Origin of the sequence: Pedobacter sp., from assembly GCF_037719805.1 — a bacterium.
Taxonomy (GTDB): domain Bacteria; phylum Bacteroidota; class Bacteroidia; order Sphingobacteriales; family Sphingobacteriaceae; genus Pedobacter.
Genome location: NZ_JBBJLZ010000002.1, coordinates 354128 through 371099 on the forward strand (window position 1 = coordinate 354128; position 16972 = coordinate 371099).

At 41.6% G+C, this 16972-nt stretch carries 16 protein-coding genes; 9 read left to right on the top strand and 7 right to left on the bottom strand.

Annotation, left to right across the window (positions count from 1 at the left end):
* The first annotated feature begins 113 nt into the window (after positions 1-113).
* A complete protein-coding gene (locus WKF66_RS06765) occupies positions 114-851 on the top strand; it encodes a hypothetical protein (RefSeq protein ID WP_489673663.1) in 738 nt (245 codons plus the stop codon).
* Here WKF66_RS06765 and WKF66_RS06770 read toward each other — a convergent pair whose 3' ends face one another.
* From WKF66_RS06770 to WKF66_RS06780, 3 genes are read right to left on the bottom strand one after another with little or no spacing between them, the layout of a single operon-like run.
* Entirely contained in the window at positions 852-1583 is a 732-nt protein-coding gene (locus WKF66_RS06770; RefSeq protein WP_489673664.1) for a hypothetical protein, read from the bottom strand.
* Between the two features lie 19 nt (positions 1584-1602).
* On the bottom strand, positions 1603-1815 hold the full coding sequence (locus WKF66_RS06775; RefSeq protein WP_489673665.1) for a DUF6965 family protein: 213 nt from the start codon (positions 1813-1815) through the stop codon (positions 1603-1605).
* Between the two features lie 4 nt (positions 1816-1819).
* Positions 1820-2137 (bottom strand): hypothetical protein, encoded by a 318-nt coding sequence (locus tag WKF66_RS06780; RefSeq protein ID WP_489673666.1) that lies wholly within the window; start codon positions 2135-2137, stop codon positions 1820-1822.
* A 303-nt stretch (positions 2138-2440) separates the two neighbouring features.
* Here WKF66_RS06780 and WKF66_RS06785 point away from each other — a divergent pair, with 303 nt between their 5' ends.
* Positions 2441-2956 carry a protease gene (locus WKF66_RS06785; protein ID WP_489673667.1) on the top strand — a complete coding sequence of 172 codons (516 nt, stop codon included), beginning with the start codon at positions 2441-2443 and terminating at the stop codon, positions 2954-2956.
* A 15-nt stretch (positions 2957-2971) separates the two neighbouring features.
* Positions 2972-4135 (top strand): lycopene cyclase family protein, encoded by a 1164-nt coding sequence (locus WKF66_RS06790; protein ID WP_489673668.1) that lies wholly within the window; start codon positions 2972-2974, stop codon positions 4133-4135.
* On the opposite strand, the gene WKF66_RS06795 is transcribed toward WKF66_RS06790, so the two are convergent.
* Genes WKF66_RS06795 through WKF66_RS06805 form a run of 3 tightly spaced genes read right to left on the bottom strand, consistent with a single transcriptional unit; the run spans position 4128 to position 8186 of the window.
* On the bottom strand, positions 4128-6191 hold the full coding sequence (locus WKF66_RS06795; RefSeq protein ID WP_489673669.1) for a glycoside hydrolase domain-containing protein: 2064 nt from the start codon (positions 6189-6191) through the stop codon (positions 4128-4130). The two genes, WKF66_RS06790 and WKF66_RS06795, sit on opposite strands and share 8 nt — an antisense overlap.
* A 1-nt stretch (position 6192) precedes the next feature.
* The gene (locus tag WKF66_RS06800) at positions 6193-7179 is read right to left on the bottom strand and encodes a glycoside hydrolase family 5 protein (protein ID WP_489673670.1); all 987 of its coding nucleotides are present in this window, start codon (positions 7177-7179) and stop codon (positions 6193-6195) included.
* Positions 7180-7181: 2 nt separating this feature from the next.
* On the bottom strand, positions 7182-8186 hold the full coding sequence (locus WKF66_RS06805) for a hypothetical protein (protein WP_489673671.1): 1005 nt from the start codon (positions 8184-8186) through the stop codon (positions 7182-7184).
* A gap of 110 nt (positions 8187-8296) precedes the next feature.
* Between WKF66_RS06805 and WKF66_RS06810 the strand changes: the two genes are divergently transcribed.
* The 3 genes from WKF66_RS06810 (at position 8297) to WKF66_RS06820 (ending at position 9571) form a co-directional block, all read left to right on the top strand.
* Complete coding sequence (locus WKF66_RS06810) at positions 8297-8422, top strand: hypothetical protein (protein ID WP_489673672.1); 126 nt, start codon at positions 8297-8299, stop codon at positions 8420-8422.
* A 128-nt stretch (positions 8423-8550) separates the two neighbouring features.
* A complete protein-coding gene (locus tag WKF66_RS06815) occupies positions 8551-9267 on the top strand; it encodes a pirin family protein (RefSeq protein WP_489673673.1) in 717 nt (238 codons plus the stop codon).
* Between the two features lies 1 nt (position 9268).
* Complete coding sequence (locus WKF66_RS06820; RefSeq protein ID WP_489673674.1) at positions 9269-9571, top strand: hypothetical protein; 303 nt, start codon at positions 9269-9271, stop codon at positions 9569-9571.
* A 69-nt stretch (positions 9572-9640) separates the two neighbouring features.
* Here WKF66_RS06820 and WKF66_RS06825 read toward each other — a convergent pair whose 3' ends face one another.
* The gene (locus WKF66_RS06825) at positions 9641-11494 is read right to left on the bottom strand and encodes a glutaminase domain-containing protein (RefSeq protein WP_489673675.1); all 1854 of its coding nucleotides are present in this window, start codon (positions 11492-11494) and stop codon (positions 9641-9643) included.
* Between the two features lie 1047 nt (positions 11495-12541).
* Here WKF66_RS06825 and WKF66_RS06830 point away from each other — a divergent pair.
* The 3 genes from WKF66_RS06830 to WKF66_RS06840 all read left to right on the top strand — a co-directional run bounded on the left by WKF66_RS06830 (position 12542) and on the right by WKF66_RS06840 (position 16966).
* Positions 12542-15346, top strand: coding sequence for a T9SS type A sorting domain-containing protein (locus tag WKF66_RS06830; protein WP_489673676.1), 2805 nt, complete (start codon positions 12542-12544; stop codon positions 15344-15346).
* A complete protein-coding gene (locus WKF66_RS06835) occupies positions 15343-16014 on the top strand; it encodes a hypothetical protein (protein ID WP_489673677.1) in 672 nt (223 codons plus the stop codon). The genes WKF66_RS06830 and WKF66_RS06835 overlap by 4 nt, the downstream gene beginning before the upstream one ends.
* Positions 16015-16120: 106 nt before the next feature.
* Positions 16121-16966 (top strand): SDR family NAD(P)-dependent oxidoreductase, encoded by an 846-nt coding sequence (locus WKF66_RS06840; protein WP_489673678.1) that lies wholly within the window; start codon positions 16121-16123, stop codon positions 16964-16966.
* Positions 16967-16972: the final 6 nt, after the last annotated feature.

Consider the following 16972-nt stretch of genomic DNA (forward strand, 5'->3'; position numbering starts at 1 on the left):
CTGTAAACCAAGCTAAAATGTTTTTCGCGTGGGAATTAAGAACGAATTCACTTCGGATTAAAATATTTCTTACATTGTATAAAGTATTACTAACCAGAGATAAACGTATGAAAATGAGAATGACGCTACTTGCATCGATGGTGATGCTCAGCCTGAGTTCCTGCAAGAAATATAAAGAAGTTCAGGAAGAAAGTTTGCCTGTAAAGTTGTTAGTAAGGGCTATTCAGGTTCAGGGTGGTACAACTAGCTTTACAACTTATACTTATGACAACCAGCGAAGATTGAAGACCATAAAAGAAACTTACGGCACCAGAACTTATACTTACGATGGTAAAGATTTGTCTGCGATGGAAATAGGTCCAGCTAAAATTACCATTTCTTTTACGAATGGCCGACCTACTAAAGCGACAACCACATTTCCTGATAAAACCATTACTACCGGCTACCTATACGATGGTGACCAGGTTAGTGAAACACATGAAACTCAAAGTGGTATAGTAGTGAATCTAGTTAAATATACCTATGCAAACCATAATATTATTAAAACAACTTCAGATTTTGGACAAGGATTAGTTATCGAGGATATAAAATATGGAACAAAAAAAAATAGGTTTTTTAATGCTAGCTTGAAATATGTAATTGGTATTGAAGGTGGCTTGGACCGGTATTCTGCGAACGAGGTGTTGGAAAGTAAAGTTAGTTATGACAACGGTTCTTTCTTAACCACTAAAAATATTTATACATATGACTCAGATGGCTTTCCGTTCACTTTAGTCTCCACATTTAAGGATGCTAGTGAGAGGCAGGTTGGGGAAGCAAAATACACTTTTGAATACGAAATGTTTAAATAGCTAACTGAGCATGTGCTTTAGTATCGGTTCGCACTTTTCCTTACAACAGGGATAAAACTGACCGTGTTTCCAGGTAGCAGATTTAGGAGATTGTCCCCACCAGAATTCCGCTAGTGCCAAAGGCTTCATTCCATGTTGAAATGCGTATTGAAGTAGTTTGATTCCCGCGCATTCGCCGGCACCCGCAGGGGGGTTTTTATAGCCTGCATCTTCGAATATCTCAAGTAGGCTTTTTTGTGTCCTTTTCTGGTTCAAAAAGTAATATTGCTCGAAAATCTGTTTTTGCAATGCAATGGAGTGACTGCGGCGGCTGGATTTCAATGCTTTCAGCTCAGGATCATTTTGCTCAAGCGCTCTGATCTCCTCATTCATCCGGGTCAAATCCTGCATGCCAAGATTTAGGAAACTACCCTCTGTGAGCAGATCAAAAACCGGAGGCACAAACTCCCGATAGGTATTTTTGCCCCCTAGTTTCCCGGAAAAAGCTGCCAAATATCCATACTCACCTGTATTTAGCTGCACGGCCAGGACGCCAAACATTTTTCCAATGATAGCAGATTCAGTTGTTTCATGCAGACCAAAATTATGAAAAAGCGTCTCACTATGGCTAAGGAGGTGTTGTAATTCTGCTGCTGCTAATAAAGAAAGTTCGTGTGGTTTGTTGTCGACTAGGAGACTCAGACCGTCTGGGATCTGGCAGTGTTTAATATCGGTTTGAAAAAGCGTAAACATCGTTCTTACAATCTGCAGATTATGCAGTTATCATCTCCTTCAAAGCGATTAATCGCTCGTAGGCTGGTAGACTCATCCTGCTTTCCGGAGCATTCTTGATAATGCTCAGTTGCGCTTCGATAAAAGCTTTTACGTCGATAATCCTGGTAGCTTCATTTAATAAAATTGGGCCCTCAGGTAGGGTAATTCCATGAAACGCGCCTTCAATATCTTCGATCTCTCCTATCGTCATTTCCTTAATACTTTTTTACACTAATGATACTACCCTTCCAAATGATGTAACCGCGCTTCGCACAAAGATCATATACTACTTTCTCGATTTGAGGAGGAACATCGTTCACTATTTTCCAGCGGATGGCATAATTAGCGGTATAGCTAATCCAGACCACCAGGTCTTCACAGTCCTGCTCACCTTCCAAAAGGATCTCCAGCTCAGATTGCATTTCAGAAGCAAATTTATCTAACCTCTTATCCATTACCTTCTGTAGCGGCAGGTCATTCCCAGGTCTAGGCTCTTTGATAGCCAGGACGGTTGTTGTTAGTTCGCGAGACATATGCTACAAATATTAGCATTTTAATTTAAAACTAAAAATAAAAAGGGGCTCTCCATCCGGATGCTCCCCTTTTCTAACCAAATATAAACCTGTATGAACGGGTCTAAGCTCCAAATATACCAGGATATTAGACTTTAGAGCTAGAGGGACTGTCATTTAACGTTTTTTAACAATAGAATTTGAAAGTTTCTTACCTAATTATTACCAGCCAAGTTTAAAAGTATGACATCAAACCACTACCGCATGTAATTTATATCTTTGCAGTTGATCGTGGCATTATTCCTGCTAATCAGGTCATATATTATGAAAAATTCTATTCTTGTTTTAGCAGCCCTTACGCTTGCCTCTTGCAGTCAAAGTACTAGAAACTCGGATTCTGCAGCCAGCTCCGATTCTTTAAAATCAGATACCACAATCACAGCTGTTTCATCACCTTTGTACGCAAAAATGACGGTTGCACCAGTTATTAAGGCTGGTGAAGCAGTTCAAATGCGGTTTACAGTTTACAATGATGCCGACAGTGTTCAGCAATTCTGTAAATGGCATACGCCTTTTGAGCCGTTAATAAGCAAATATTTAGACATTACAGATGAAAGCGGCGAAGAGGCAATGTATAAAGGCGCAATGGCAAAACGGATGATGCCGCCTCCTGCGGAAAGTTATGTTAAGATTCAACCGAAGGATAGCCTATCTGTAACAGTAGACCTGTTGAAGGGTTATGCGATAACAAAACCCGCAACGTACAAGCTAAAATATAACTCTCAGAATATAAGTGGATTGGTTGTAAAGGATAGCGTAAGCTTCACCTACGGAAAGTAGAACTGACTAATTCCTATGGCTGAGAAATACGACATTATTATTTGTGGGGCCGGACTCGCCGGACTCAGTCTGGCCTACAGGGCGTATTCTTCTGGCGTCTGGAAAAATCAGCGTGTTTTGATCATTGATCGATCTAAAAAAGACAGCAATGACAGGACCTGGTCTTTTTGGGAAAAATCACCTGGAGTGTTCGAAGATCTGGTCTACCACAAGTGGAACCAGTTGGTATTTTTTACAAATGACCATCAACAAATAAATCTAAATCACCTCCCTTATACTTATAAGACCATTAAGGGAATAGATTTCTATAGGTTAACTGTTGATTTTTTGAAGACAATTAAGGAAGTTGATTGGCTTGAAGGTTCGATCAGCTCAATTGAATCAGTAGGCGACTCGTGTGTGGTTAAAACCGATACAGCAAATTATCAATGTAGGTTCGCTTTTAATTCCTTATTCCAGAAACCGGCTTTAAAGCCATGGGAGCAGTACTTTCTTCAACACTTCAAGGGCTTAACGATTAGAACTAATGATGGGAAATTTTATTCTGACCAAGCATATTTAATGGATTTCAGGACCTCACAGAGAAATGGAACTACCTTTCTTTATACACTACCGATGAGTGAGAAGGAGATTTTTGTGGAGTATACGCTATTCTCAAAAGAACTGCTTGAGGAGGAGGAGTACGATGCTGAACTCAAAAAATATATTACTGAAGTGCTGAAGTTGGATGATTATGAGGTCATTGATAGTGAATTTGGCGTGATCCCAATGACGGATTATCAGTTTGAAAGAAGATCTGGAAACGTAATAAACATTGGGACCTCCGGTGGTGATACACGGGGGTCGACAGGCTATACTTTTACTAATGTTCAAAGGACGATCACCAAGATTTTGCAGGCCTTTGAGGAAACGGCAACGCCTTTTTTTGATAAAGAATCCTTGGGGCAAAAAGAGAGAATATATGATGCTACCCTTTTAAATGTACTGGCAGAAGGCAAGTACCAAGGGCATCAATTATTTAGCGACCTCTTTAAAAGCACCGATGCAAAAACTGTATTCTCTTTTTTGGATGGAGAAAGCAGCATTATTGAAGAACTTAAAGTCATGAAAAGTCTTAGAACCTGGCCGTTTTTTAAAAGCTTTACAAAGGTGATCAGTCGCAAGGCTGGTCTTAATTAAATGAGCTTACCCACTTTTCAGGTTGCCAATCCTTAACCGGGACGGCTGAAGCAATAATCTTTAGCGTACCGCCTGCATTGATTTCATGTTGTGTGATGTAGTTCCGGTTAAACTCCTTTCCATTCAACAATACCTTCTTTATATATTTATTATGAGCGCCAAAGTTCTCTACTTCAATGCGTAGGGTCTTTCCTTTTGGAAGCTTATAGGTAAGCGATTGAAAGAGTGGAACGTTTAAGTAATATACCGGCCAACCAACGCAGGCAGGTGAAAAACCGCTGGCTGTAAAGACGTACCAGGCCGACATAGCGCCGGCATCATCGTCCATGGTTCTTAAATAGGCATCTGGTTGGTTTCTGTAAATCTTACCGATGTTAGAACCAATTCCTCTGCTGTTGTCGTTAAAGTAGTTTTGGATTACCGTATCCGCAGCGATCTGGTGCATCCAATCCTGGCTTTTCCATAATTCGTTGGTAACGTTGTACATTAGAGGTACTTGAAGATCAGGCTCATTTGCATGATTGTATAAGTCCCTGTCAAAGAATTCATCAAGTCGGGCAAGATAAGATTGTTCCCCACCATTAAGCGCGATCAAACCTTTAACATCATAAGGAACAAACCATCTGTACTGCCAAATGGTTCCCTGATATAACCCTCTTGCTTGCATCTGATCTACATCGCGTCTCTTCATATCCTGGAAGTCTTTGACCCAATATTGCTTATATTCAAGCGCCTTTGCCTTATATTTATCCGCCAGTTCATTGTTCTTTAATATTGAAAAGATCTCTGAAAGTGCCCAGGCATCATAGCTGGATTCCAGTGCTTTGTCTGGCGCCTTATAATCCAGACCATCAACTTCCTTTACAAGAGAATCAGCGATTTTTTTAAAATCGACTTTGTACCCTTTCCTGTAAGCGTCTAGCAAAACGACGATGGCGTGTTCTGAACGCACGGTATTTGACGGTTCTGTAAGCGTTGCATAGTCCTTTTTGCCCGAATTGTATAAATCTGCAAGTGAGGTTACCATTCCGGAGTATTTTTCTGGCGTGACTAATGAAAGCAATGGCAACTGTGTTCTGTAGTTGTCCCATATTGCCCAGCCGTTATAGCGCAACTCCTTGCTTTTTTGTATTTCACCTTTTGTTGAACGGTATTGGCCATCAGGTTCTGAAATCATATACGGAGATTGCATCGTTCTGTATAACAAGGAGTAAAAGAGGCTCGCATCTTTTGTGTCTCCTTCAACAGCAATTCTGCTCAGTAAGTTGTTCCATTCAGCACTCGTTTGTCGTTGTAATACGGTGAAGTTGTCTTTATTGATGGATGCTTTTGCCGCAGCGATGTTAATTGAAGAGAGCGCTACATTGAGTTCAACCTCCTTTTTGTCGATTGCCAACATAACCTGCAACTTATGGTCCCCAAGATCTTTCCAGGTGGCATCTGCTGCTAAACTAAGACAGTAATAGACCCTATACCTGCCAACTGAACAAGTGGTTTTCGCATCTATCCAACCGGTTAATGTGTTATTGTCAATCTGATGTTCCTCTGCCACAAACCCTCCGGAAAAGGCATGAGAAAGATCGACAGACAACCCTTTTTCGCCCTCAGGGAAGTCGTAGTGGTGCTTACCGCCATTTTTTAATACCGTAAGCCGGGCCTTAATCTGATTTACAAAACCAACTTCGTAATAACCAGGACTGGCTTTTTCAGTGGATTTGATGAGTAGAGAACTAGCTGGATCGCTACCTAAAAAAGGCTTCACAAGGATAAGACCACCACTTCCAGTGCAGCCAACTCCTTCGAATCTGGTATGCGTGAAGCCTGTAAACTTCTTTGCCAGGTGCTCATACCCCATATGTGTGGTGGGGTACGTTTGCGGTCCGATGCTCAGCATTCCGAAAGGGTAAGATGCTGCAGGCGACATCTGACCATGGTCGCCCGAGGAGCCCAGGAACACGTTCACCTGGTCCACTGGTTTACCAGTGGCTACTGTAAATGGTTGGCCTTGAGATTGTCCCGCCAGGCAAAGTATAAAAAGAAGTACGGAAAGTTTCATGCTATTTTATGTTAGCGGTGCCGTTTAGTGTCCTAAGCTTTTCTCTAATATATTTACCGCCTGGTGTTAGTTGCTCAGCGGTCCAGTTGCCCTTAATTGAAGCGCCTTTGTTCAGTATAGCGGTTGTCTCCTTTTTATCGGTGATATTCCAGTTTGCCCAGCTTAGTTTATTTTTCTCCATCCATTGCACCCACTTTTCTGTCTTGGTTAGATCAAAAACGCCATTACCGTTAGACTCCCCAACTCCCCACTCTGTAACAACCAAAGCTAAACCTGAGGCGATAGCCACATCAGCCTTTTTCATCAATGCAGCCTGGTGGTTTGGATCTGAAGCGTAGAAATGAAAAGAGTAAGCGATGTTTTTGAACCCCAGGATCGGATCTTTAGCTACGACATCAACATCCTGATCCCATGACGGGCTTCCGACTACAATTACATTCTCTTTATCGTATTTTCTGATCGCTTTTATTACCGCCGTGGAATAGCTTTTGACAATTTTCCAATCAATTTTCGTGGGCTCGTTGAACACTTCATAGATCACATTATGCTTTCTCTTGTATCGATTGGCCATCTCGCTAAAAAAAGAAATAGCTTCATGCTGGTGCTGATCTGCATGGTGATCGTGCCAGTCGATCAGCACATACATACCATTTGCTATTGCCGCATCAATGGAACTGATTATCAATTGCTTCTGCATTGCTGGATTTTTCAAATAACCGCCATCAGGCTCAATGCCCATGGCAAGTCTGACGATATTTGCCTTGAAATCTCTATGTAACCAACCGATAACTTCAGGCGTATAATACTTTTGCCCTCCCCAAATGCTCCATGACATACTGATTCCACGAAGCTGTGGCGGTGCATTATTTTTATCGAGCAGTTGCCCCTTAGAGATTTTCAGTTGTCCGTGTATATCAACAGGAGATTTCTGTTGCCCTAAGGCAAAATTGACATATAACAGAATGATAAGCGTAAAGATATTTCTCATAACTATCTGATTTTTTTACTCCCCATAATATTATAGCGGAGTCCGAAAGCTTGCTGACTGTCAACTACGCCATCCACGAAATGAAAAGAAAGGTCTAAAATGCCTTCAATATTTTTGAAGAGAATGGGCCTCCAGGTAAGGTCTGTTCTGTTGTAAACTTTGGAGGTGTAAAAGCGGTCTCCAAACCTGATGTTGTGACCTTCGCCATTATAATAAGAGTTTATGATTCCAAACCCTTTGTATTCTGCATGAAATTCAAGTAGTAGACCTTTGGGAGTTTTCCAGCCACCAATTGTGCGGACACGCTCAAATGACATCAGGCCACCAACATTTACTGTGAGGGAGTCCAGAAAGGTCTTTTTTGAAAGGTCGAGGCCAACTTTCACTGCGAGAGCGCCGTTATCTTCAATGTGATCACCCTCTATGCTTACGGCAGGACCGGCGTTATGCAGCATCATTGCATAATGGGAAATGAACAATAGACCTGTTTTATACTTGCCGGATAACCCGAAAAGAAAGTTTTCTCTTGCCGTTGCGGTCTGTCTGCTCGTCCAGTCAATCCAGAGTGTCTGTCTGTAATGTTCATTTTCAAACTTGACTAACATCCCTTCAACGTTTGGCCTGTAGTAGTTTAGCGTATCGGTTAATATAGATCTAGGGTAATCCGTAAGCAATTGATACCTCGGAAAAGCGCCCATATAAAAATCCCAGTCCTTCTTAACGTACTGGTAATAAGCGACCGGATCGATATGATCAGTAAACTTTGAAGAACCAAATTCATGAAGCGCATTAAAGCCTACACGGATTCGATGAGTGCTGTCAAGCAGTAATCCGATTTCCGGAGAGAGCCTTATTCCAAAGATGGTTTGAGGATATCTCCCCGACTTCCCATATTCGCGATTGTCTGCAAAAGAATGGACGCCGACACTTCCCTCTACATTTTGTCCCTGAACAACATTTAGGGCAGAGAATAGAAGCGCAACAAGGCACAGGAACTTTAATCGCATAGAAACATCTTTGGTGGCTAAATATATAGCTTTTTGAGGTATCGGAAACTTATTAAGACATCAAATTGTTAACGTTAACAAATATATCATATTCAGTAAATACGAAAGCCATGAAAACTCCAAAGAACAAAACTCAAAAAGCAGAGATTGTGGATCCAAAAAAGCCCAAAGGTTCAGAACCTGAAAATTCTACCTCTGCAAAGGATGCTAAAAAAGTACCTGTAAAGAAAAAATAAGGAAGACCAAGCTCCACGCCATTCCAATTAATTAAGATTGACAAGATTTCTACCTCCTTTCTTATTCTAGGTTAAGATTTTTAAACTTACTCAGCAGTAACTTTGACAAATATTATAACCGCAACGATATGGCACAGTCAATATTACATACTGCAGAAAGCAGAGATAAATCAGATCACGGATGGTTGAAAAGCTACCATACCTTCAGTTTTGGAGGCAGCTATAATCCTGAACGTATTCAATTTGGTGCACTAAGGGTCTTGAATGACGACTGGGTAAATGGCGGTATGGGCTTTGGAGAGCATCCACATGATAATATGGAAATTATCTCTATCCCCCTTAGTGGCGCTTTGCAGCATGAAGACAGTATGAATAATGTCGCAGTTATTGAAGCGGGTGAAATCCAGGTGATGAGCGCTGGAACAGGGATTTACCACAAAGAGTTCAATAAAAATGAAGCTGAAGCTGCAGCATTTCTTCAGATCTGGCTATTTCCCAATCAAAGGAACGTGGAACCAAGATATCAGCAACAACGATATTCAAATGATACGGTGCCAAATCAGTTCAGACAAATCTTGTCTCCTGATAGCGATGACGCCGGAGTTTGGATCTATCAGGACGCATGGTTCAACATTGCAGAGTTCGATGTCGTAACCACCACCACCTATAAGCTAAAGAACAGAGAGAATGGCTTATACGTATTCATGATCAAAGGAGCGGCAGAAGTCGGCCAACAAATGTTGAATGACAGGGATGGTTTTGGAATATGGGATACTGAAGAGGTGGTTATAAAAGCTACAGCAGGAAGCAACATACTTTTAATGGAAGTACCAATGAACTATTAACATGGACAAAACGGAGATACTGATTGTTTGTACGCATGATGAAATTTTGAAAACCATTGTTCGACTTATCGACGCTAATTCGTCCATGCGCGGAACGGGAGCGAATACGCTTGAGCAGGCATTAACGCTTTTTAAAGCGACTTCGTTTCAACTCGTACTAATTGGAGCAGGTCTAAAGCCTGAAGAAGAAGAAGAGCTAATTCAAAACCTTAACCGATCGGTCAGAAAAGTACCTATTGTACACCATTACGGTGGAGGAAGCGGATTACTTTTTACGGAGATTTATCAAGCGCTAGGCAAATAGAAATCTGTCAATCATACAAAAGGCCATAGTGTTTGATAACGCTATGGCCTTTATTGTAAGTAAAAAAAGTTACTTCTTTTTCCAGTCGTACTCCAGCATCTTGATAAAATACCCACCTACAACACTTCTCGCTTGAAAGCCAGTCATTTTGCCGGTAGTTGTTTCATGCCAATCACTCAAAGGCACCCTTGAGGTTGTTTCGTTAGCATATTTGTAAACAGGGTTTACTAAAGCCTCAAAATCTGCTTTATTATCTGCCAATACAGAAGTCCATAGAATCCAGTCAGATTTTGAATAAGTCTTACGACTATCTAAGGGCAGTCCGTAGGCATTCTGCTTAGTAAGATAAAACTTGATTTCTTTCTCATAAACTGATTTTGGAAATAGGTTTAGTTCCAATAGTTTATCCCATACCATATTGTACTTCTGACTCCATGTGCCCTTTTTATCAAAAGTTAATGAATAATGGTCGCCATCATCAGCCATCGTCATCCATTTCAAAGCCATTTCTTTTGCCATAGTGGTATATTTTTTGGCTTCAGCAGTTTCACCGAGCTTTTCTGCCAACATGCCATACGTTCCCAAAGCAACTATCGCCTTGACGGACAAGTTTGAATTTCTTGCAAGGTGACCTGCGAAATCGTCTGTACACAATTGATTTCCAGGATCAAAACCTTCTCTACTTAGATATTCCGCCCACACCCCTAGCGTTTTCCAGTGCTTTTTGGCATAGTCGACATTGCCTTCAGCTTTAGCAAGGGCGCCAGTTAGGATGATCATATTACCTGATTCTTCAACCGGCATATCTTCACCGTAAGTCTGCCCGTTTGCCAATGGATAGGTTCCCAAATCATGTGCTGCGAACGGTTTAACCCATTTCCCACTTTCACTATAAGCGAATATACCGTTTAACAGACCCTTAACTAGTTCAGGGTTGTAAGCAAGAAATAGAGGAGCTGAAGGATAAGTGATGTCAACGGTATATATTGAACCATTGCTAAAGTTTTCTTTTGACATAAACAACAAGTCACCAGTAGGACTCTTCACCAGTTTGTGGGCAGCAATGGCCTGTCTGTACCCTAAGACACAGAGTTTCGCATATTTTTCACCACCAGCGACTAAAGCGTTTTTATACATTGATGCATCGAAAGCATTACTTTTCTGAATGATCTTACTATAATCTACGCTAGCTTTGATCAGCTCGCTATTGAACGTTTTGCTTCCATCGCTATTCCAGTATGCTTTTAAGTTTTGTCCGAAGTATTGAACGGATTCCTGGTCGTCATATCCCACCATCACATATTGCTGCTTCTCTACTGCACCTACTTTACCAAAAGTAAGCACTGTGCTTAAAGACAACTTTGTTCCTGTTTGAGACGAGGGCCTGCTAATTTTCAGGCCCTTTGTGAAGTCGGAAACCGCATTCTTTTGAGAAACAATATACTGACTTGCTTTATTAGTTACAGGCGTTGCGATATACATGTATCCCCAATCTATTCTCAGATCATCTCCTCTCTTCTTTAAAATAGGCTGTTCTGTGGTACCTGCTTTCAAAATTGCCAGTGGGCCGGAATTTGCGACATCTGCCTTAACTTCTTGTCCAGATGTATTTGTAGCAATATTAGTAGAGGCATTGAAGAGCACCTCTACATTGTGAACCTTTTTGTCATTGGCTTTTACTTTATAAGTTACATAAGAAATCGGCCTGGATACCATATGCAAATCATCCAATAATAAAGGCGAAGTAAAAGTAAGTGATAGATCAACACCACCTGATTTGAACTCATACTTTGTTTGAGTCGCAGTGATATTTACGCTCTTCTGTTGTGCAAGCGCAATCGGAGTAGAGGAAACTACCTTCGATACCAATCCTGCATCCAGCCAGGCACCGCCAGCAGTATTTGCGATATGAATTGCAAGCACGTTTTTTTCTTTCTTAAGTCCGTTCAAGACAGAACTCTCTATAGGGATATAAGGTATAGTGCATAATTAGTAGAAAAACCGTGCATAGGGCCTTCTTTGCTAATTTAATTGTTCAAATATTAAAACTATTTCTATTCCATTTGGTTGTATAAGTGGTTTAGATTAGTTTAGTTGAGAAGCCCCTGCCGTTAATTTGGTAAGGGGTTTTTTTGTTGGTACCTCCTCTTGCATAACCTGCGCATTACGAGGTATATCAGAGGGTACTCTTTGGGAAAAGGCAGGCCGTTTCCCATTGAGTCCCCTCTGAGTTCCCAAGGAGTCCCCAGTTTGTCCAGTTTCTAAGGTCTTGCCTTATATTATATCCGCTTAGTAGTTTTGGACTTCTTGATGTGATAGCTGTGCTTTAAAATGCCTTAAAAAATCAAATATCGAGCTTGGTTTTTTAAATAGTCTTTATAAGCAATTCAAGCCCTGAAATCACTGACTATCTTTCGTTTAAGTCGAAAATAAGCGCTGAATAATTTGTTTTTATCAGCTAATTTTCGTATATTGTAAGTATATTATTCTAATGAAAATTTTGGTTTTATGCTGCCAGTTTCAAAATAATATAAGCTGATTACAACCGTCGTTAACTACAGCCAAACAAAGTTGCGGGCGTTATGCGTATTTAAACCAAGATACCAGATAAGAACCATCGAATCTGGAATGTCCAGCGTAAAGCTGACATCAGTAGCACCATCCTTCCTTACTACAAACCATTGCTATTATTTTACTGCTATTACTGTAATTCGATCCGACGGGCCCCATGATTGATCAACAAGGATAGCCTATAGTTTCAAAAAAAAAGTAGTTAGCGGGCACCACTATCGCTTCATTTCATAACAGAATGAAATCGGACAATGTAGGTGTCACTTGTGTCTGCTGCGAAGCGCTCACAATTGTTCCTTGACGTATTGTGATTTTTTTTAACTCGATAACCCAGCTTTTTCGTGTGTCATCTTTAACTACTATTTTATATCTTTATAAAACAACGTAATTAACCTCTCAATGAAAAAGCAAATACTTGTTTTTTTACTTTTGTTTTGTTCACTGACAGGGATCTCTGCAAAAGCATCACCAATATCTCCTGTAAATGACGATTGTTCTGGTGCAATACCTATCAATACAGATGCAGGTACGGTCAGCTCCGTCTTTTCAAATCTAGGAGCAACCTTGTCCATGCCCGCCTGTTCAGGCTCAGCCGGGAATGACATCTGGTTTAAATTTACCGCTACCGCTTCCAGGCACCAGGTGATCTCAAGGGCAATCAACAGTGCCAGGCATATTGTGGAGGTATTTCAGGGAACCTGCGGCAACCTGACCTCAATTCTATGTAAGGATTCTCCAAACAATACTGCAGAGCTTGTAAACCTGGTTCCTGGAAACACGTATTATTACCGACTTTACCTCGGCGACGGCAGTACCGCGGCCACAGATTTCAATACCTACATCACCACACGCCCAATTCCAATAAATGACGAGCCCGCCGGGGCAGCCTCAGTAGCCATCAATACCACTTTTAACGGATCACTTGAATATGCTACTCAATCATTTGCCCCTTGTTACAACACAGGATACGAAGCAAAGGACGTATGGTACAAGTTTGTGGCGACCAGCACTGCACACAACTTTGCACTGAGCCCGGTAAGTTTCGACGAATCTATGTTTCAGGTCTACAGCGGAACTCCAGGAAATCTTACTTCTATATTCTGCTCCGGAGTTTCAAAATATGAAGAGATTAAAACAGCGGCATTAACCAACCTTAAAGTGGGTGACACGTATTTTATGAGGGTATATAACAGGTGGGGCGATGCCTCCCCTTCTGTAACCTATAAGTTAGATATAACTACAACAGATAACAAGCTTGCAAATGACGATTGTTCTGGCGCAATAGACATTAACACAAATACAGGCACGGTGAGTTCCGTCTTTTCAAACCTAGGAGCAACCTTGTCCATGCCCGCTTGTTCGGGCTCAGCCGGGAATGACATCTGGTTTAGATTTACCGCTACCGCTTCCAGGCATCAGGTGATCTCAAGGGCAATCAACAGTGCCAGGCATATTGTGGAGGTATTTCAAGGAACCTGCGGCAATCTCACATCAATCCTCTGCAAAGATTCTCCAAACAATACTGCAGAGCTTGTAAACCTGGTTCCTGGAAACACGTATTACTACAGGCTTTATCTGAGGGACGGCAGTACCGCGACTACAGATTTCAATACCTACATCACCACTCGGGCGATCCCAGCAAATGATGAGACCGCCGGGGCAACTTCAATAGCCGTCAATACTACTTTCAACGGATCACTGGAGTATGCCACACAATCATTTGCGCCTTGTTACGACACAGGATACGAAGCAAAGGACGTATGGTACAAATTTGTAGCAACCAGCACTGCATTAAGTTTTGCACTCAGTCCGGTAAGTTTCGATGAATCCATGTTCCAGGTCTACAGCGGTACTCCAAGCAATCTTACTTCTATACATTGCTCAGAAATTTCAGGCTATCAACAAATAAAAACAGCGGCATTAACCAACTTGAAAGTAGGTGACACTTACTACATGAGGGTATACAACAGGTATGGAGACGCCTCTCCTTCAGTAACCTATAGATTAGATATAAAGAATGTAGTTCTACCAATGCCGACAATTACTTCTGTAATCCCATTAACAGCAGAGGCGGGCACTTTAGTTGAAATTAAAGGAACAGCTTTCGAAAACGTACTGTCTGTAACTTTCGGTGGAGCACCGGCCATAATCATGCAAGTTGCTTCAGCAGCCATAACGGCACAAGTACCACAAAGAGCTAAATCAGGAGATATTGTAGTGGAGTCTGCGGCAGGAACTGCAAAGATTTCAGGCTTTACGTTTATTCCTGTTCCAGTGTTAACCGCTAGCGGCAAAACTACTTTCTCGACGGGTTCAAATGTTGTATTGTCGCTGACTGCAGGGTCGGGTTATACCTACAAATGGTACAAGGATGACGTTGAGATCCCGGGGATCTACGGAACGTCTCTAACGGTTACAGAACAGGGAAGCTACGTCGCAAGCGTTGTTTTGAATAATGTAGAAGTGCGGTCAAATGCAATTCATGTCACAGTTGTCTTCGGTTTGCCCGCTAACAATTTCACCTTACAAATTAACGGAGAAACCTGCAAAACCAGTAACAATGGACTGGTTGGTATCAAAGCGGTTCAATCCATGAACTATAAAGCGGTTATCACAGGAAACAATTTGAACGATACTTATACCTTTACTACAGGCCTGGAGATTAAAAACCTACCATCAGGATCCTATAATATTTGTATTTATGTAGAAGGACAGGCGGCATATAAACAGTGCTACGATGTGGTAATCACTGAGCCTAAGGATTTATCTGTTTACTCTTCTGTTAACCTAAACACGAATATGGTTGATCTTGTAATGCAAGGCGGAACGTCTTACATCATTGATCTTAACGGAAAAATATATAGTACTTCGGAAAGTCACCTGTCCTTGAAACTTAAAAACGGCAGCAATCAACTAAAGGTGTCCACAGAAAAAGACTGCCAAGGTGTGTTCAGCAAAATGATCAATGCCGAGGGAATTCTAGTTTATCCTAACCCGTTTGACGATGAGTTAAGTATATCCACTACAGTTCAGAAAGCTTCTATAAACATAATTAATCTCCAAGGTAGAGTTGTATTCTCCCAAAATGTGTCGTCACAAGATGGGACAATAAGCATAAACTTATCTATCCTTTCTAAAGGAATGTATCTGCTCCGGTTTAAATCTGATGGCACTGAATCCGTACATAAAATCGAGAAAAAATGATGCGTAAACTAATACTCCTGTTCTTTCTGTTATTTTCACTGTCATGCAGCAAGAGCAAACCTGATCTTATTCCATCTAAAGTAACGCTGGTATCCCCGCTCCTAAATGAGGCATGTACCACAGGTTCGATCGTATCAGGCACACAGAGTGCGGTTGTTTTTAAATGGAATCCATCTGAAAATACTTCTTCCTATGAGTTAGTGATAAGAAACTTGCTGACAGGAGCCTCTTCCTCTTATAACACGTCGGAGAATACTATTACCATCACCATCAATCAGAACACACCGTACTCCTGGCACGTGATCTCTAGAAATTCCGGTTCTTTAGCTCAGAGTGATGAATGGAAATTTTACAATTCGGGACCCGGAGCAGTTACTTATGCGCCATTCCCCGCTGAAATCTTAAGTCCTTTAATGGGAGAAAATGTTACAACTCCAGATGGAAAGGTGAAGCTGCACTGGATTGGAAGTGATGTTGACAAAGACATCATCAGATATGACATTTATTTCGGTCCTTCAGTCCCCGTATTAATAAAAAACAATCATGCTGATAGTTTCCTGGCTGATGTTCCGGTTTCTTCTCGGACATTATATTACTGGAAAGTGGTCTCTAAAGATTCAAAAGGCAATACCTCTCAGTCCGAGGTCTTTCAATTCAAAGTAAACTAAGTACTTGATCGCACATCCAATTGTTTGAATTTCGCAAGGATCTGTTTGAACCTTGCTAACACCTATGCTTCCGTTTAGGGCACCTTTGTACCATAAAATTACAACTATGAACATAAGGAAAACATGGTTTATCACGGGAGCTTCTAAAGGCCTCGGACTAACCTTAACAAAAAAATTACTAGCACAGGGCTACAACGTAGCCGCAACATCGCGAACAATCGACACACTAATAGCAGCTGTCGGGATTGAATCCGCCAACTTTTTACCTTTGGCAATGGATCTCGTTGACGAAGCAGACGTCAGACAAGCAATGGGCGATGCGATCGCGCATTTTGGCAGTATCGATGTAGTAGTAAACAATGCCGGTTACGGACTAATGGGCGGTTTGGAAGAGCTGTCGGACGCCGAGGCCAGAACAAACTTTGATGTAAATGTTTTTGGATCACTTAACGTTATCCGCCAGGCACTCCCTCATTTTAGGGCTAAAAAGAACGGTCATATCTTCAATATTTCATCCATCGGCGGCTTTACAGGAGGTTTCCCGGCTTTCGGAATCTATTGCGCCACTAAATTCGCTGTGCATGGTTTTACAGAATCCTTATCGCACGAAGTGAAACCTTTCAACGTCAATGTCACTTTGGTGATGCCTGGATATTTCCGTACTAATTTCCTGGATGAAGGCTCCATCGTTACTCCTAAAAATGAGATTGAAGAATACGTAAATGTCAGGGCTATGCAAACGGCGCATCAGCAAAGCATCAATGCCAATCAGCCCGGTGATCCGGAAAAGGCAGCCGATGTAATGATCGCGGTCGCTCAGGACGAGAATCCTGCCCTGCATCTTTTCCTTGGCGCTGACGCTTACGAGACAGCCGCTCAAAAGATCGCCTTGGTCGAAAAAGACATGGAAGTCTACAGAGCGCTGGGTACCAGTACCGGTTTTGACAATTAATGTTTT

What these genes read in the sequence shown, in the direction of transcription:
- WKF66_RS06765 (WP_489673663.1), top strand. Translation starts at nt 114, where the DNA reads ATGAGAATGACGCTACTTGCATCGATGGTGATGCTCAGCCTGAGTTCC.
- WKF66_RS06770 (WP_489673664.1), bottom strand. Translation starts at nt 1,583, where the DNA reads ATGTTTACGCTTTTTCAAACCGATATTAAACACTGCCAGATCCCAGAC.
- WKF66_RS06775 (WP_489673665.1), bottom strand. Translation starts at nt 1,815, where the DNA reads ATGACGATAGGAGAGATCGAAGATATTGAAGGCGCGTTTCATGGAATT.
- WKF66_RS06780 (WP_489673666.1), bottom strand. Translation starts at nt 2,137, where the DNA reads ATGTCTCGCGAACTAACAACAACCGTCCTGGCTATCAAAGAGCCTAGA.
- WKF66_RS06785 (WP_489673667.1), top strand. Translation starts at nt 2,441, where the DNA reads ATGAAAAATTCTATTCTTGTTTTAGCAGCCCTTACGCTTGCCTCTTGC.
- WKF66_RS06790 (WP_489673668.1), top strand. Translation starts at nt 2,972, where the DNA reads ATGGCTGAGAAATACGACATTATTATTTGTGGGGCCGGACTCGCCGGA.
- WKF66_RS06795 (WP_489673669.1), bottom strand. Translation starts at nt 6,191, where the DNA reads ATGAAACTTTCCGTACTTCTTTTTATACTTTGCCTGGCGGGACAATCT.
- WKF66_RS06800 (WP_489673670.1), bottom strand. Translation starts at nt 7,179, where the DNA reads ATGAGAAATATCTTTACGCTTATCATTCTGTTATATGTCAATTTTGCC.
- WKF66_RS06805 (WP_489673671.1), bottom strand. Translation starts at nt 8,186, where the DNA reads ATGCGATTAAAGTTCCTGTGCCTTGTTGCGCTTCTATTCTCTGCCCTA.
- WKF66_RS06810 (WP_489673672.1), top strand. Translation starts at nt 8,297, where the DNA reads ATGAAAACTCCAAAGAACAAAACTCAAAAAGCAGAGATTGTGGATCCA.
- WKF66_RS06815 (WP_489673673.1), top strand. Translation starts at nt 8,551, where the DNA reads ATGGCACAGTCAATATTACATACTGCAGAAAGCAGAGATAAATCAGAT.
- WKF66_RS06820 (WP_489673674.1), top strand. Translation starts at nt 9,269, where the DNA reads ATGGACAAAACGGAGATACTGATTGTTTGTACGCATGATGAAATTTTG.
- WKF66_RS06830 (WP_489673676.1), top strand. Translation starts at nt 12,542, where the DNA reads ATGAAAAAGCAAATACTTGTTTTTTTACTTTTGTTTTGTTCACTGACA.
- WKF66_RS06835 (WP_489673677.1), top strand. Translation starts at nt 15,343, where the DNA reads ATGATGCGTAAACTAATACTCCTGTTCTTTCTGTTATTTTCACTGTCA.
- WKF66_RS06840 (WP_489673678.1), top strand. Translation starts at nt 16,121, where the DNA reads ATGAACATAAGGAAAACATGGTTTATCACGGGAGCTTCTAAAGGCCTC.